Genomic DNA, 18687 nt, shown 5'->3' on the forward strand with positions numbered 1-18687 from the left:
TCTAATCAAAATTGTAAGGGCTATTAATTATTTATTTAGCTGTTTAGTTACAACTTAAATCCTATTTTAGTAAGAAAAACAAATAATACATTTTTAATTATTTGTTGTATTTTCTAGCCATACCTACTAAAATCTTTCTGTCACCTTCATATGGTTGTCTACCATGTGTGTATAACATATTATCAAGAAGAAGCAGATCTCCTTTTTCCCAATTGAAAGAAAACTTAGTATTTTCAAAAACTGTACGAATGATATCAAGAGATTCTCTATCTATTGGAGTTCCATCTCCAAAAAATGTATTTCGAGGAAGAAAGTCTTCTCCAACTAAATCAATTAAACTTTCTTCAACTTCTTTACCCAAACTGCTAGAATGAAACAGATGAGCCTGATTAAACCATAATTTTTCATTTGTAGTTGGATGCAACAATGTTGCCTGATTCGTCTGTTTTGTTCTCAATCCGTTAGAAGTCCATTCGAATTCTAAACTATTCTCTTTGCAAAATTGTTCTACCATTCTTTTGTCATCTGTTTGAAAAACTTCTTCCCATGGTAAGTCTATTTCTGAATAATTTCTTACATACATGATTTTTTTTCTTTCAAATTCTTCTCTTATTTCACTAGGTATTTCTTGATAAGCAACTCGACTATCAGAAATTGGAGTATTTCCCATCTTAGTAGCTGGAGTCATACATAGAAAACCAATTCTCATAGGCCATGAATTAGAGTAAGCATTTTCATTATGCTGTGGAATTGTTTCAGAAGCATGATATTCAGTTGCAGAGTACACATTACTCTCACTTAATTTTCTTCTAGGAGTAGATCTATAAGTATAATTTACTAAATCTTCTCCAAAAAGTAATTTTAACGTCTGACCGAATTCTTCTCCATCAGAAATGGATAATCCTCTAATTAATAAAGCTCCTTCTGTAGCTATAAAGTTTTCTATATTTTCTTTATTTTCTTGTAGCCAATTTTGACTGTTAAGGTTGCTTTTATCTAATTCAAGTAACATTTCTTTATTTGAAACTAATTGTAAATCATGAAATTTCATATTATTTTATTTTAATTATTTAGACAATAATGGATTTTATACTAAAAAGGGCTTTTATTAAGCTATTTTAATCAATTTATGAAAATAAGGAGTCTAATTCTTCTTGATCTAATTCTACTGATTCAAAATCGGATGGAGTAAAATATATTGTATCTTGATTTTTAATATGACTCAAAATTGTAATAAGATTTTCAAAAAACACTTTCATAAACCAATTAATAGTTTCTTCTCTATGGAAAGTTTTATTATAGTTTATTTCCATATTTAGTTTTTCATCAATAACCATCAAATTGATTTCTAATTTAGTTGTCATTAGATTATTTGCGTCAGTTTCTTTACCATGTGAAGCATCACAAAATGAAAAAAGTTCGTTATTCAATTCATTATTAAACTGTCCCAAATAATTAAATCTAATCTCAGATAATTGAATAACACTTGATTGCATTGATTGTTCGGAATATTTGCATATTCCATAACCTAAACCAGAATTTGGAATTTTTATGATTTGCTCTTTAATAGCTTTAATCTGATCACTTAAGTTATCATTAATAAGTTTTAATTTAACTGGATATATAGCTGTAAACCAACCTATTGTTCTAGAAGCATCAACATAATCAATGTGTCTACCGTGATTTTCTAATTCAACAACAAACTCGTTTAATCCTGTCCATTCTTTTAAAGTTAATGCTAATGCTGTATTTAAAAGTGATACAACATTAGTTTTGTATGTACCATGAGCTTCTTTCAATAGAAAACTAGTTTGTTCTTTGCTAAAGCTTTTAGATAATTTTATTACATTTTCAACTCTCCAATCATCTGTTTGTAAATCATTAGGCAATTTAAAGTCTAATGATTGAATCTCATTCCAGTAATCAGTTTCAGTTTTAATTATTTCATTAACATTTTCATACGCTTTCAATTCCTTTTGCCATTCCAACAAGGAAATAGTTTTTTGGGGAAGTATAAATTTTTCATTATTTACTAAAGCCCAATAAATGTTATAAAAATCTTCAAGTAATATTCTCCAAGAAACTCCATCCATAACCAAATGATGTGCTGTAATCAAAACAATATCATTTTGTTCATGTTGTCTAACTATTGCAGTCTTTATAAGGAGGTCTTTTTTCAGATCAAAACTTCCTTTTATTTTTTGACCAACTTCTTCAAGTTCATCAATACACTCAATTACATACTCATTAGTAAGGAATGGTTTTTCTAAATGATTTTGATTGAATATCAATACATTCTTTTCTCTGTCAAAATTTAATCTTAAACCATCATGGTGTTCAATTAACTTATTAAATACTTCCTCAATTAAATCAATACTAATTGTTTGGTTCAGTCTAAGTGCAATCGTTTGGTTGTAATAATCAGGGTTTACAAAACGTTGATTAATAAACCAAGACTCTATAGGTGTTAGATCTTTTTCTCCAGAAACCAATCCTTGCTGATATTTTTTTTCTGAACTAGAGAAAGTAGCATATGCTGAACTTGATTCAATTGTATGATATCTTAAAATATCTTTAGCTTTTAAGCTTATCCCCTTTTCAAGCATTCTAGATGAAATTTGTACTGCTTTAATAGAATCTCCACCCAATTCGAAAAAATTATCATCAACGGATAAATATTCTTCATTAAATATATCAGACCAAACTTCTAGTGCAATTTCTTCGATATGACTTTTTGGTAATACTATTTCTTTATCTTTAATAGATTCAGTTGGTTTTAGCTCCTTATAATTCACTTTTCCATTCTTAGTTAGAGGAATTTTTTCTAAAGCTGTAAAAGAAGTTGGAATCATATAATGAGGTAAGCAACCTGTAAGAAAATCTCTAATTGCTAAAGATTCAATAGTTAACCCAATTTCACAAACATAATAAGCTTCTAATTTTTTTGATCCTTTTTCATTCACTCTACATACTACAGCTGCTTGATTTACATTAGGTAATTTTAAAATACTATTTTCAATTTCTAAAAGTTCTATTCGATATCCATTAATTTTAACTTGTTGATCAGATCGATTAACATATTCAATTAAGTTGTTTGGAAGTCTTTTTGCTACATCTCCTGATTTATACATTTTAGTACTTGTAACAAAAGGATTATCTATAAATTTTTCATCTGTCAATTCTTCATTATGTAAATAACCTTTTGCTAATCCATCTCCTGCAATATATAAATCTCCATTTATACCAATTGGAACAGGTTTAAAAAATTCGTCTAATAGATAAATCTTAGTATTATCAATTGGTACACCAATTGGAACTGTTATGGAAGTATCGTTTGGATTAAACTTATAAATCATACATCCGATAGTAGCTTCTGTTGGACCATACTCGTTAAAAATTTCAATATTTTCTCCCAATTTTTTATAAATATCATGAGCCAAAGATTGTTCTAATTCTTCACCGCCAACAATGAATCTCTTTATAATACTTTTATCTAATGATTGTAAATCAAGTTGATTGATAATCTTAAGATGAGAAGGTGTTAATTTGATGACACTAGCTTTATTTTCTAAAACAACTCTTTCGATTAAAATTTCCTGCTGACTACTTGTATAGACAATAACTTTACTACCTGTTATTAAGGGTGTGAAAATTGATGTAATTGTTAAGTCGAAAGAAATTGATGTAAATAATGGAAAGCTTTCAATCTCATCTTTTACATATTCATTAGCAGCCCAATAAACATAGTTAACTAAAGAACTATGAGAAATCATTACTCCTTTAGGATTACCAGTTGTTCCAGATGTGTAAATAATATAAGCCAACTCATTTGATGAATTGTTATTTTGAACATTATCAATACTTTTAGAGTCATAAGAAACAACATCAAGATTTAAGATCATAGATTTTGAAGCGTTCAAGTTAAATTTAGTCTCAGAAACAATATCAAAATGAAAATTATCTGTTATCACTAAGTTGCATTTACTATGCTCTAGAATATAGTTTATCCTTTCTTCAGGTAAATCAGTATCTAAAGGAAGGAAACTTCCTCCTGCTTTTAAAACCGCCAAGACTGTCAAAATAAACTCAGAAGACCTTGTAAGTAGAACTCCAATAATATCTTTTGATGTCATTCCTTCATCCAAAAGGAATTGAGCCAATTGATTTGCCTTTTTATTTAATTGATCATAAGTTAATTTCAACTCTCCGTACTCTATTGCAATGGCATTCGGTGTTAAAACAACTTGGCTTTCAAACAATTCTTGAATCTTTTTATCCTGTGGATAACTCTCTTTTGTTTGATTAAAAGTTTCTATATATTCTTTTTGCTCTTGACTATCTAACAATGACAGCTCTGAAAAATTAGATTTTGGTGCATTGAGAACGGCTTTTATTAAAGTATCAAAGTATTTTTTTATTCTTAATATAGTTTCCTTTTTGAATAACTGAGTTGAATATTCGATACTGAATTTAAAAGATTTCTCATAATCAAAAACTTCCATCGAAATATCGAATTTAGAGAAACCAGGATCAAAGAAATGTCTAGTAAGTGAAAAATCCTTAGTAGTTGCTTCTGGGAATCCCATGTTTTGATATACAAACATCGTATCAAAAACTGGATTTCTACTACTGTCTCTTTTCGAAACTATTTGATCAACTAACATTGAGAAAGGATAATCTTGATTCAATAAAACTTTCATTATAGTTTCATTTACGTTTTTTAATAACTTATCAAAAGAATCATTTTTATTGAAAGAGTTTCTCACTGCTAAATTATTCACAAACATACCTTGAGTGTCAATTAAATCTGGATGATTACGACCAGAAACTGGTATTCCAACAACTAAATCAAGTTGTCCTGTGTATTTTGAAAGCAATATATTGTAAAGAGTAAACAATAATACATGTGATGTACATTGATTTTCATTTGCTAATTTTCTTAATTCATCTGAACTATCTACATCAATCTCAAACTCTAATTTTTCACCAACATGGCTAAATAAAGGAGGTCGTGAATAATCTAGAGGCATATCTAATATTGGAAAATCTTCTCCTAAATGATTTAACCAAAAGTCTTTTTGCTTGTCTAATGGAGTAACTTCTAAAATATTATTTTCCCAAATTGAGAAATCACCATAACCCACTAATGGGAAATTAACTGGCTCATGATTATATAATTTAATCAACTCATTTATAAAATTATGAATAGATAATCCATCACTTATAATATGGTGAAAATCCATAAATAATATAGATTCACCTGTTGCATTATGTAACAGTTCAATTCTAAATAAAGGTCCCTTTGTCAAATCAAAAGCTTGCACGCGGCTTTTTAGTTTTTGATTTAAATCAGTTTCATTGTATTGAATAGAATTAATGGAAAAGTCAACTGTGTTTTCTATTCTAAAACCAGGATTATTTTTGGTTTCAAATACTATTCTCAATGAGTCATGTCTATTAATAAGCTCTTTTAGATTATTTTCAAGTTTTTCAATGACAACGGAACCTTTTATTTTTAATGCTATGGGTGTATTATACGCTACAGAAGTTTTATCCATTTCCCAAGCGTAATAAAGCCTTTTTTGAGAACTCGTTAACGGATAAAAATTGCAATCTGTAACTTTTGATATATTTATATAATTTTTTGTTTCTAAATCATCCAATATATTTGATAACTTTCTTATAGTCTGATTTTCATATAATTTGGTAATAGGTAAATCAATATCCAATTCTTTCATTAATATCATTGCCATTTCTGCAGCTTTTAACGAATTTCCTCCCAATTCAAAAAAATCTTGAGTAACACTTATAGCATCTAAATTCAAAATTTTCTTCCATATTGATAACAACTTTTCCTCTTTATCATTTTCAGGAGCAACAAATTCACCTAAATCAAATTCTTTGTAAATTTTTTCAAGTTGAAACTCCCTATCGTTAAAATTACCGTTTTTAAAATCACTCAATAATTTAAATCTTTGCAATTTTCCACTTGTAGTTCTTGGTATATCCTTAACTGGTATAACTCTATCAATTAGAATTCCCATTTCTGAATTTACTTTGGCCTTTAAAGATTTAATGATGGGTATAAATTCTTTTAAACCACCTCTATGGAATACAAAAGCAATTATTTCCTCTTTTTGTCTTTCATTATTATAAGAGCCTACGGCTACGATTTTATTTAATTCTATACCTTCTACATTTTCAGCAACTCTTTCAATATCATGAGGATAAAAATTTTGTCCATTAACGAAAATTATATCTTTTAATCTCCCTGTTACATACAAAGCTTCATCTTTAATAAAGCCTAAATCTCCTGTTCTTAACCATTTATCTGCAGTTATAGCTTTCTGAGTAGCTTCATCATTATTATAATATCCTGAAGTAACATTATTCCCTTTAATTTGAATATGTCCTATTATTTCATCTTCAACAACAATATCTTCATCATCTGTAATTCTTAAAAGACAATCATTTATTGGAAAACCAACATTAACAAATGAAAGTGTATTTTCATCTCGATTCGTTATTAAAACTTTATCACCTATATTCAAATGATCTCTACAAAAATCATAATCTATTACCTCATCTTCAAGATTAGATATCGCAACTGCAAGACTTGCCTCTGCTAGTCCATATACAGGACACATAGCAATACTTTTTAAGCCATACTTGGAAAAAGTATCTAAAAATAAGCGACTTAAACTAACCGATATGGGTTCAGCACCATTATAAATTAATCGAATAGAAGAAAGATCAATAGCTTTATTTTCTACATGACTAAAATGTTTCATTATGTACTTATAACCAAAATTTGGTGAAGATAAAATTGTCACTTTATATTCACTTGCCTTTTCAAGCCATAAAGAAGGTCTTCTTACGAAAACATTAGTTGGAATTAAATAATGTGTCATTCCATATAATAATGGATTTAAATGAAATCCTATTAATCCCATATCATGTGTAAGTGGCATCCAACTAAGCATTGAATCCTCAATAGAGTAATTAGCTGCTGCTCCAATTGCACGAATATTGGTTAAAAGGTTTTTATGAGTAAGCATAACTCCTTTAGGACTTCCAGTAGAACCTGAAGAAAACTGAATAAAGGCTATATCATCTTCATTGGCAGCAAAAATTTCTCCTTTTTCTGTGGAAGAGTTTATTTCGTCTTGATCTATAATTCGAGATATGAAATTTTCAAACCCATTTTCATTGGTATCTATATTCAATCTTTTAAGATTATTACTTGAAATAACCAAATAAGGATTGTTTAAGATAGGCCAAATATTGAATAGTTTTTTCTTATGGTCATCATTCATCCCTACTGTCAAAGGAACAGGATAAATTCCACCTAAAATACAAGCCCAAAAAATAATAATAAAAGATTTATTATTGTCAATTTGAAAAATTAGTTCATCTTTAGGTTTAATGCCTCTGTTCTGTAGATAAAAAAGACATTTTAATGCTTCTTCATATAATCCTTTATAAGACAAGAACTCTTCATGATTTCCTCCTTCTATAAAAGTTATTCCTAATTTATCTGATTCTTTTCTTATCTCCAATAATTCGGTAAGAAGTTTAATTTTATCTGTCATTTGGTTTGATGGTATTAATGAAATTATTTTAAATCTAAACGATTAGAAATATCGCTTGATTGATGTTCTAAAAAAAAAGAGAGCAAAAACCTATAAAACAATTCTTCAAAGAATGTTATTTATAGCACTTAAATAATAGTATTGTCTTGAAAAATGTTTAGTCAAAATATTTTTTTGCTTAACTTAAGTAACATTGAAAATACTTAATATGAATAAGTAAGCTTATAATAAACCTTATTACTTTTCTCCTTATTTAATTTTCAAAATAATAGGAAGGAATTGTAGCTTTAATATTCTGTTGTAAAGAATTGATTCTAATAATTACTTTATTAGTGTTATTTACATTTAATATCTCACATTCTAATCCACTTAATGAACCGTAAGATATTTTTTTTATATCACCAACTTTAAGATGGTCAGCATCTGTTTCAAATTCTGTTAAATCATTAGCTCCTATTAACAATTTTATTTTTTTTATCTCAACATCTCTTACGGTAGCATACTCCGTTCCAAAACGAATGTATGCACAAGCACCATTAACAGAGAGTGTTTTGTAAAAGTCCATTGATGAACTTATATTTACAAAAACGTAAGATGGAAAAAGTGGCTTTTGAATAATTGTCTTTCTGTCTACTCTTTTACTTTGCTCAGTTACTGTTGGTAAAAAAGCATCAATAGATAATTCTTTAAGTGCATCGTGTACTTTTCTCTCATGACGAGATTTAACATAAAGTACATGCCAGCCAATAGATGTAGTTTTCATAAATAAAAAGTAAAATGTTAGTAAAAAACATAGCTTCGCTATCCTCGGTTACGAGATTCATTATCTAATAAATTGTTTCTGATAACTCAGACCTAAAAGATTTTGAACAAAAATAGCAGGAAGGTCATTAATGAGATTACGGACTTTTTGCATAAAAATTACGGGTTATAAAAAAACATATCTAATCAATTGAAAATCAGTTATTTGTATTTTTAATTATTTAAAAAAAAATTCATTATTATTAAAATAATTAGTATTATGTGTTTTTTAAGAGAATGAAAACAACTAAAATTTCTTCAAAAGAAGGTTAAAATATCTTAAAACGAACTGTATTTATTTTATTAATATAAATACAATAATGTCATTAAATAAAAAAACGAATCACTTAATAAAGTATTAAGCAATTCTAATTAGAAAAAATTTTTAAAATAAAAAATCTTTATGGAAATAAAGAAGTAGAATAGAAATTGATAAATATTCCAAAAAATGAATAATCAATAAATTGAAAATTAAAGAATTTATTATTTGAAGAATAACTAAACAATAACAAATTACCTTAACTATTACAATAATTAAGGTATTTTATTCAAATCAAAAGTTATAAAAATTTGAGTTCCATTTCCTATTTTTGATTCAATTATAATTTTACCATTTAAGGAATTAACTCTATCATTTATATTACGCAAACCAATACCATTTCTTGTAGATTTAACATCAAACCCATTTCCATCATCAACGATAGTTAGTTTTAAAATATTTTCATGTTCCAAAATAACTTTTATTTCGCATGTTTTTGCAAAAGCATATTTATTTACATTTAAAATAGCTTCTTGAATTATACGATATAAGTTAATCTTAAATATATTTTGAAAAGATTTCCAATCAATTTTTTCTGAACAAACATATATGAATTCGGTAGAACTAATTCCTTTTTGGTTTTCAACTAAACTTTTTAATAATATATTAAAATCATTATCATCAAAAAAAGAAGTTCTAGATAAGTCATGTGATATTGCTCTAATTTCTGATTCAATATCTTGTAATGCAGCAATATAAAATTTTCTTTTTTCAACTGATTCAATATCTGATTTAGAGTTAAAAAAGCCTAAATTCATTCGAACACCATAAATTTTATTCATGATACCGTCATGAAGCTCCTTAGCAATTCTGGCTTTTTCATTATCTTTCGCAACACTTATTTTTTCATGTTGTTTAGTAATCAAATGATAAATCTCTTCATTAGCTGTTTTCTTATTCTTTAAGAACTGTAACTCTTTATTTTTATATTTTAAATAACGAGTAACAATAATCACAAGTAATAATAAAATTAAAACAAATGAAATGATTAAAATATAAAAATTACTCTTAGTCAAAACTTTATTTTCATCTTCAATTTTAGAAGTCTCATATTCGATTCTAGCATATTTATTTCTAGCATTTTTTTGAACTGTATTAATACTATCACTGATTTCTATATATTTGTTCAAATAAAACAAGCTATTATTCTTGTCTGCTTCAGAAAGCATTTTTAGAGAAGTTAAAATTTCGTTACTACTTTTAATTTTAAAAGCTACACGATTAGCTTCTTTTAAATTTTGAATAGATTTAGCAGTATCTTTTTGTAATAAATAATATTTTCCTAAATAAATATTTTTATATAAAATATCTGATTCAATTCCAATACTATCAACTATTTTTAAGGACTCTAAAAGCATAGATTCTACATTTTCATAATCCTTATTTTTCATTTTTGAATAAGCCAAATTACTAAGTACTTTAGCATATAAACCTATCCATTTTTTTTTCAAATTATCGGAAAGCAAGCCTTGTAATTCTTTCACTGACTCTGAATACTCTCCTTTTAGATCATATAGATTACAAATATTGATAGTAGAAGTTACATTATAATTATTAATTTCATCTTTATCATTATTGTTAGTCTTCATTTTTTTGAGTTCCAACAAGGCTAATTTATGATATTTCATTGCCTCATTGTAATTAGTTAATTTTTCCAAGCAGTTACCCATTAAGGTATTACAGGAATAAATTAACCTGTGATTCTCAGATTTTTTAAGATAATTTAAAGCCTTAGAAATCTCAATCTCACATTCTACATAATTTCCATGATAAAATAAGATATAAGCCTTATTAAACAACATTCTAGCGATATTGTCATAATCAGAAATCTTGGTATATAACTTTTGAGCTTGTAAATAATAATAATAGGCACTATCATTCTTTGAACTCTCATAACAATCCCCTACAAAATATAACGCCTTTGCTTTTCTTATACTATCCTCTGCTTGATTTGATAAATCCAAAGATTTGAAACTAATTTTTAGAGATTTATTGATATTATTAATGTAATAATATTCTGAAGCAACTCTTAAATATAAGTTTCTTGTTATAGAATCATTTTTTTTAGATTTCAATAAAACTATTACAGAATCTAAATATTTCTCTTTATTGCCTTCTGATAAACTATTAAATGATCCTTTATCAAATAAATCTTTTTCATTTATATCAGAAAGAATAGAATCTTTATCTTGACAAGAAAATAAAACCAGGAATACTAATACAACAGTTATTTTATTAAAAGTAATCAAAATCTATATTTTTTATGACTTCAAATGTAATATTTTGAATCATAGAAAACTATGTGATTTGTAAATATAATTACATGCTTTTTTCGAAAAATAATGAAATACTATCCGTTTCTTGGTGGTTTTGGGTTACTTGGCTCACCATCAGAAGGTGTTTCTCCATTATTGGTAGGAGGTACAAATGTTGAATCGCTCATTATTACGTTTACTTCATATACTTCTTCTTTCATTGTAGCACTAGAAGAAGTCTTAACATCAGACGGAACTTTAATGTCAAATGGAATTGTATTATCAGATGGAGTTGTAAATTCAACATTTTTTTCTTCTGGAAATTCATAATATGCGTCAGTTGAACAAGAAGAAGTCAAATACAAAATAAAAAATAGCCCTGAGATAAATAGTTTGTTTTTCATAAAAAAATTAATTTTAGATTAATATTATTTATGACAAAAAAACAGCCATCATTTTTATAAATTATACGGAAAATCCGTAATATTTAATTATTTTAGCTACGTATAATAAACAAATTAAACAAATTAAAACATGAAAAAACATCTAAATATTTTGATTGTAGATGATCATCCTATGACTGTAGATAGCTATATTAACCTTTTATCCGATATAGATTTTGAAGAAAATAAACCCAATTTTATTAAGAGTTATAATTGTAAAGATGCCTACAGCAAAATATTTTTTTATATAAAGCAAGAAATTAATATTGATTTTGCATTACTAGATATTAGTCTGCCTCCATATGAAGAGCAAAATATTAATAGTGGTATAGATTTAGCCTCATTAATAAGGAAAAAAAATCCAAATTGTAAAATTGTATTACTTACTATGCATAGTGAACCCTTAACTGTAGACAATATCTTAAAGGAAATAAAACCAGAAGGTTTTATTTCAAAAAATGATATCAACTTTGAATTGTTTCCTGTAATTTGTAAAAGAATTATTAGAGGTGATATACATAGAAGCAAAACAATAATTGAATCCCAAAGAGAATTATTTAAACAAAACATTAACTGGGACAGTCATGACAATCAAATTTTAATCTTAATTTCCCAAGGTATTAAAACCACAAATCTACCTAACTATATCCCTTTATCTATGAGCGCTATTGAAAAAAGAAAGGCTAGTATTAAAGACCAACTCTTAAAAACCAAAGGCAGTGATAGAGATTTAGTTGAAAAAGCAAGAAAATTAGGATTAATTTAAGTCTTAAACAAACCAATATTTTATGATTTTTACTATACACTTATAGTAAATAAAATATAAAATTTTACCTACTATTTTTTATTCTTGTAAAAATTATTTTTTGCAATGTTTAGTTTTATTTATTTGCTAAATTTAAAATAACTGCAAACTCTTCCAAATTCAGAATTTCACTTTATAAGAAATGAATAAAATTAAAGTTATTTTTCTATACGTTAGTATATTTATAGTAATAAGTCTTGGAATAACAGAATTTCTACTTAAAAATAATCAATGAAAACAATTAAATTGCGCTACTCATGATCCAATTCTAATTTGTGGTACAAATTTATCAGAAAATACCCGTAAAGGAAAAGAAATATTCAATAGTAATTGTGCCTCTTGTCACTCATTAGATAAAAAACTAACTGGTCCTGCCTTAAGAAATACTGATTCATTACAACTATTTCATTGGCTAACTAATTCTAATGTAAAAATTGATAGCACATCGTTAAATGAATTTAAGATAAACTACCATAAAATAACTTGGGGAAATAAACTTCCCAAAAGAGAGATAAAACAACTGTTTCAGTACTGTAAAAACTAAAATCACAAAACTTTTTCTACTTCATTTTTTACTACAAAATCACCCCATTTCGCAATCGCTTCTAAAAGAGGAATTAATGTTTTTCCAAAATCAGTTAAGGAATACTCTACTTTTAATGGTGGCTTTTTTGTAAATACTTGTCTCTGAATCACACCATCTTCTTCTAAATCTTTTAATTGCAAACTCAAAGTCCGCTCGGTAACAACATTCATCTTTTTATGTAACTCATTATATCGCAAAGGTTTTTCAATTAGATAAAATAAAATAACTGTTTTCCACTTTCCTCCTATTATTCCCATTGTAACACTAGTACAACATGGATATTGTTTTCCTTTTATAGTATACATCTTAATCCTTTATTTAATATAAAAACTCTTACTATCCTTTTTGACCGTTATTGTGTAACTAAAAAACTATAATTACTTTTGTAACTATAAAAAATATAGTTTAAATCAAAAAACAAAAATATGAGTTTTATTTCAGCAATGCAAGAACGTTATACAACTAAAAAATATGACGCAACAAAAAAAATTGAATCCGAAAAAATTGACCAACTAAAAGAAATTGTTAGACTTAGCCCTTCTTCCATTAATAGCCAACCTTGGAAATTTTCTTTTATTAGTAACGAGGAAACAAAAAAGAAATTGGCAAAAGCCTCACTTTTTAATGATAACAAAGTGCTTCACTGTGATACTTTAGTCGTATTTAGTAGAATAGATAATTTAGATGCGTTTGAAAAACAAATAGAAGAAACACTTCCAGAAGGTGCAGTTGGATATTACAAGCAATTTATAAAACCCTTACCTGAAATCGAAATAAAAGGTTGGTTTGATAGACAAGTATATTTAGCATTAGGCGTTTTTCTAAGTGCTTGTGCAGAAATGGGGGTCGACTCTACTCCTATGGAAGGAATTGAAGCAGAAAAGTACAATGAAATATTAGAATCAAATAAACATCATGCTTTAGTTGCAGTAGCTATTGGTTACAGAGATTCTGATGATGCAAACCAAATTAAAAACAAACCTAAATCGAGAAGATTATTAAGTGAAGTCATCCAAACTTTTTAATTAAAAAAATATAATTTTGTTTTAAAGTCAAAAGCATTAATTTTTTAAATTGATGCTTTTTTTAATTAGAATAAAGATGCTGATATTCTGAATAGAAACATGTAATTAGATAAAAAAAAAATCCAAACTATACAAAAACACAACTTCACTTCTATTTAACATTTCAAAAAAAGAGAATTAAGTATCTTTGGGTTATTCATATCGATATAAATTTTCTTTAATGTTAAAAAACATAACAAAAGTAATCCTATTATTTACTTTTATAAGTAATGCTCAACAAGTAACAAAAACTACTGATTTAGTAGAATGGATTAACCCTTTAATGGGTACAGATAGCAGTTACGAGTTAAGTAATGGAAACACCTACCCTTCAATTGCACTACCTTGGGGAATGAATGCATGGACACCACAAACTGGCAATAATGGTAATGGTTGGCAATATACTTATGCTGCTAAAAAAATAAGAGGTTTCAAACAAACCCATCAACCTTCTCCATGGATGAATGATTACGGTCCTTTCTCCGTAATGCCAATGGTAGGAAAAGAAACGGTTGATGAAGAAGAAAGAGCCAGTTGGTTCAGTCACAAATCGGAAACAGTAAAACCTTATTACTACAGTGTTTATCTAGCAGATTATGATGTAACTACTGAAATAACACCTACTGAAAGAGCTGCTGCCTTCAAATTTACATTCCCAAAAACCGATAGCGCTTTTGTTGCCATTGATGCTTTTGACAGAGGTTCCTACATTAAAATCATTCCTTCTGAAAATAAAATAATCGGCTATAGTTCGCGATACAGTCGAGGTAAATTGAATAATTTTAAAAACTATTTTGTCATTGTCTTTGATACACCATTTGTAACTTCTTCCCTTTGGAACGACAAAACAAAAGTAGCTACTTTTGAACTTTCAGGTGGTCACATCAGTAGTCTTGTTAATTTTAAAATAAAGAACAAAAATACTGTTGTAAACGCTAAAATAGCTTCTTCTTTCATCAGTTTCGAACAAGCAGAAATCAATTTAAAAGAAATTGGTTCCGATGATTTTGAAACAGTAAAACAAAAAGCAAAGAAAACTTGGAATACTACTTTAGAAAAAATTCAAGTAGAAGGTGGTTCCATTGATCAAATACGTACTTTCTATTCTACACTTTATCGCACGTTATTTTTTCCAATGAAAATGTACGAAATTGATGCCTCTGGTAACATTGTACATTATAGTCCGTACAGCGGAAAAACCATGCCCGGTTATCGTTTTGCTGGAACGGGTTTTTGGGATACTTTTCGAGCTTTATATCCTTTCTTAAATTTAATGTACCCTTCCATCAACAAAGAAATGCAAGAAGGCTTACTAAATGATTACAAAGAAGGTGGCTGGTTGCCCGAATGGAGTAGTCCTTCCTATAGCGACATCATGATTGGAAACAACTCTGCTTCTGTGGTTGCTGATGCGTATGTAAAAGGAATTAAAGGATATGATATCAATACATTATATGATGCATTACTTCACGGTGCCAACAATGAAGGTCCTCAAGCGACAGGAAGAAAAGGAGTAGCATTTTATAACAAATTAGGCTATGTACCTTATGATGTAGATATCAACGAAAGTGCAGCACGTACCTTAGAATATGCTTACGATGATTTTGCCATCAGTCGTTTAGCAAAACTGTTAAACCGACCTCAAGAAGAAATTGATTTGTATGAAAAAAGAAGTCTAAACTACAAACATCTTTTTGATTCGGAAACCAAATTAATGAGAGGCAAAAATAAAGATGGTAGCTTTCAAAAACCTTTCAATCCTTTAAAATGGGGAGATGCTTTTACAGAAGGGAACAGTTGGCATTACACGTGGAGCGTTTTTCACGATATTGAAGGCTTATCCCAGTTAATGGGCGGACACAAAGAATTCGTTACCATGTTAGATTCAGTTTTTACAATGGCTCCAAAATTTGATGCAAGTTATTATGGTAGCACTATTCATGAAATTCGCGAAATGCAAATTGCTAATATGGGCCAATACGCTCACGGCAATCAACCCATCCAACACATGATTTACTTATATAATTATGCGGGTCAACCTTGGAAAACACAATATTGGATAAGAGAAGTGATGGAACGCATGTACAAACCCACTCCAGATGGCTATTGTGGAGATGAAGACAACGGACAAACTTCAGCTTGGTATGTATTTTCTGCATTGGGCTTCTACCCTGTTTGTCCTGCTACTAATGAATATGTTTTGGGTACACCTCTATTCAAAAAAGTTACTCTTCAATTAGAAAATGGCAAAACATTTACCATTGAAGCACCAAATAACAGCACAGAAAACAAATACGTGCAAAAAATAAAACGAAATGGAAAGGAATTCAAAACCAATTGGATCAGTCATGAAGATATCTTAAATGGAGGTTCTTTTCACTTTATAATGAACAAGACACCAAATACAACTAGAGGAACAACTCCTGAAGCTTTTCCTTTCTCTCTATCAACAACAAAACAATAAAATGAAACTAGTAGTCGCAGCAATCATCAGTTTTTTATCGCTTACTTCTTTTGCCCAACAAACTTCTAAAAACTTAGTCCCTTTTGTAAAACCAATTATTGGTACACAACGCATGGGACATGTCTATCCTGGTGCTACAGCTCCATTTGGAATGGTGCAGTTGAGTCCAGATACGGATACGATTCCTTATGCTGTTAAAGGAAAATACAATCCTGATGTGTATAAATATTGTGCAGGCTATCAATACGATGACAAATCCATTGTAGGCTTCAGTCACACGCATTTTAGTGGAACGGGACATTCTGATTTGGGTGATTTTTTAATCATGCCCACCACAGGAACCTTGCAACTCAATCCAGGAACTGCTGATAACACTAAAAAAGGCTTTCGATCTGCTTTTTCACATGATAACGAAACAGCACAAGCTGGCTATTACAAAGTAAAACTAGACGATTATAACATTACTGCCGAACTAACAGCTTCAACAAGAGTGGGTATGCATCAATATACGTTTCCAAAAACAGACAAAGCACACCTTATTTTAGATTTAATGGCTGGGATTTACAACTACGACGAGAAAAATGTATGGACGTATGTTCGTGTGGTAAATGATACATTAATAACAGGTTACAAACAAACCAATGGTTGGGCAAGAACCAGAACGGTGTACTTTGCCATGAGTTTCTCCAAACCTTTTAAAAACTACGGACAGAAAAGCTTTGACGACAAACAAGTCTATCGTGGTTTTTGGAGAAAATTCAATCAAGAAGATAACTTTCCTGAAATAGCAGGTAAAAAAATAAGAATGTTTTTCGATTTTAAAACGGAAGAAAACGAAAAAATAAAAATCAAGTTTGCTTTGTCACCAGTGAGCCAAAAAAATGCGATTCAAAATTTAGTAACAGAAATACCGCATTGGGATTTTGAAAAGGTAAAAAAACAAACCCAAGAAGCTTGGAACAAAGAATTGAACAAAATTCAAATCGAAGCGGCACCAGATGATAAAATCAATTTCTATACAGCAATGTATCATGCCTTCATCACGCCTACTGTGTATCAAGATAGCAATGGAGACTACAAAGGTTTGGACCAAGACATTCATCGAGCCAATGGGTTTACCAATTACACTACTTTCTCACTTTGGGATACTTATAGAACCTTACATCCGTTATTCAATTTGGTGCAAACCCAAAGAAATGCCGACATGGTACAATCTATGGTTGAACATTACAACGAAAGCAGTCTGCACATGTTACCCATTTGGAGTCATTATGCCAATGATAATTGGTGTATGAGTGGCTATCACAGTGTTTCCGTTATTGCAGATGCTATTATCAAAGGTACTTATAAAGGAGATGCTTTAAAAGCACTCGAAGCTTGTGTCACTACAGCTCGAAAACGCAACTACGAAGGCATTGGGGAATACATAGACAAAGGCTTTATTCCTGCTGAGAATAGTGGAATTTCAGTTTCCAATACCTTAGAATATGCTTATGATGATTGGGCAATAGCGCAATTGGCAAAGAAACTCAACCAACAAGCCATTTACACCGAATTCCTACAACGCTCTGAAAATTGGAAAAACAATTACAACAAAGCATCGGGTTTTATGGAACCCAAATTAGCCAATGGAGAATTCAAACCTAATTTTGATGCCTACAGCACCCACGGACAAGGTTTTATTGAAGGAAATAGTTGGAACTACAGCTTCTTTGTACCGCACAATCCAACAGCATTAGTGGAAATTATGGGTGGCAAAAAACAATTTGCTAAAAAATTAGATACTTTGTTCAATATGCATTTATCGGATGCTTTTTTTGCAGAAACGGAAGACATTACCAGAGATGGTATCATTGGTGGTTATGTACATGGCAACGAACCTGCACATCACGTAGCGTATTTGTACAATTGGGCAGACCAACCTTGGAAAACCCAAGAAAAAGTACGTCAGATTTTAAAGATGCAATATAAACCCACACCTGATGGCTTAGGTGGTAACGACGATTGCGGACAAATGAGTGCGTGGTACCTTTTTAGTGCAATGGGCTTCTACCCTGTTGCTCCTGCTTCAGAGGAATATGCTATTGGGAGTCCATTAGTTAATAGTGCGATAATCAATTTAGAAAATGGAAAAACCTTTACCATTGAAACCCAAAACCAAAGCGATAAAAATGTCTATGTAAAGCGTATTGTACTAAACAACAAACCTTTAAAACGATATTTCATAACGCATGATGAGATAATGAATGGTGGGAAGATTGTTTTTGTAATGAGTGATAAGAAATAGAAACCGTTTTGTAGTAAATGCACTTTTACTATAGTATACTCTTTTATTATAAATTTACACAACTTCCGAAA

Annotated in this window: 11 protein-coding genes; 5 read left to right on the forward strand and 6 right to left on the reverse strand. The window is 29.1% G+C overall.

Annotated elements, in window-relative coordinates; translation table 11 throughout:
* Positions 1-97 precede the first annotated feature (97 nt).
* The 5 genes from FIA58_RS09580 to FIA58_RS09600 form a co-directional block, all read right to left on the reverse strand.
* The gene (locus FIA58_RS09580; protein WP_140962261.1) at positions 98-1051 is read right to left on the reverse strand and encodes a TauD/TfdA family dioxygenase; all 954 of its coding nucleotides are present in this window, start codon (positions 1049-1051) and stop codon (positions 98-100) included.
* A gap of 76 nt (positions 1052-1127) precedes the next feature.
* Positions 1128-7592: a non-ribosomal peptide synthetase gene (locus FIA58_RS09585; RefSeq protein WP_140962262.1), complete on the reverse strand. Its 6465-nt coding sequence runs from the start codon at positions 7590-7592 to the stop codon at positions 1128-1130.
* Positions 7593-7845: 253 nt separating this feature from the next.
* Positions 7846-8355 (reverse strand): UpxY family transcription antiterminator, encoded by a 510-nt coding sequence (locus tag FIA58_RS09590; RefSeq protein WP_140962263.1) that lies wholly within the window; start codon positions 8353-8355, stop codon positions 7846-7848.
* A gap of 572 nt (positions 8356-8927) precedes the next feature.
* Positions 8928-10961, reverse strand: coding sequence for a tetratricopeptide repeat-containing sensor histidine kinase (locus tag FIA58_RS09595; protein WP_208022789.1), 2034 nt, complete (start codon positions 10959-10961; stop codon positions 8928-8930).
* Between the two features lie 101 nt (positions 10962-11062).
* Positions 11063-11371, reverse strand: a complete 309-nt coding sequence (locus FIA58_RS09600; RefSeq protein WP_140962265.1) for a hypothetical protein — start codon at positions 11369-11371, stop codon at positions 11063-11065.
* Positions 11372-11501: 130 nt separating this feature from the next.
* On the opposite strand from FIA58_RS09600, the gene FIA58_RS09605 reads away from it, so the two are divergent.
* Together FIA58_RS09605 and FIA58_RS09610 are read left to right on the forward strand one after the other, a co-directional pair.
* Positions 11502-12176, forward strand: coding sequence for a response regulator (locus FIA58_RS09605; RefSeq protein WP_140962266.1), 675 nt, complete (start codon positions 11502-11504; stop codon positions 12174-12176).
* Between the two features lie 355 nt (positions 12177-12531).
* The gene (locus tag FIA58_RS09610) at positions 12532-12759 is read left to right on the forward strand and encodes a c-type cytochrome (RefSeq protein ID WP_140962352.1); all 228 of its coding nucleotides are present in this window, start codon (positions 12532-12534) and stop codon (positions 12757-12759) included.
* Between the two features lie 2 nt (positions 12760-12761).
* On the opposite strand, the gene FIA58_RS09615 is transcribed toward FIA58_RS09610, so the two are convergent.
* Positions 12762-13106 (reverse strand): winged helix-turn-helix transcriptional regulator, encoded by a 345-nt coding sequence (locus tag FIA58_RS09615; RefSeq protein WP_140962267.1) that lies wholly within the window; start codon positions 13104-13106, stop codon positions 12762-12764.
* Positions 13107-13226: 120 nt separating this feature from the next.
* On the opposite strand from FIA58_RS09615, the gene FIA58_RS09620 reads away from it, so the two are divergent.
* From FIA58_RS09620 to FIA58_RS09630, 3 genes are all read left to right on the forward strand, one after another.
* Entirely contained in the window at positions 13227-13826 is a 600-nt protein-coding gene (locus FIA58_RS09620; protein WP_140962268.1) for a nitroreductase family protein, read from the forward strand.
* A gap of 220 nt (positions 13827-14046) precedes the next feature.
* On the forward strand, positions 14047-16329 hold the full coding sequence (locus FIA58_RS09625) for a GH92 family glycosyl hydrolase (RefSeq protein ID WP_140962269.1): 2283 nt from the start codon (positions 14047-14049) through the stop codon (positions 16327-16329).
* A gap of 1 nt (position 16330) precedes the next feature.
* Positions 16331-18616: a GH92 family glycosyl hydrolase gene (locus tag FIA58_RS09630; RefSeq protein WP_140962270.1), complete on the forward strand. Its 2286-nt coding sequence runs from the start codon at positions 16331-16333 to the stop codon at positions 18614-18616.
* The last annotated feature ends 71 nt before the right edge of the window (positions 18617-18687 follow it).

It is taken from the genome of Flavobacterium jejuense (genome assembly GCF_006491595.2).
Lineage (GTDB): Bacteria > Bacteroidota > Bacteroidia > Flavobacteriales > Flavobacteriaceae > Flavobacterium > Flavobacterium jejuense.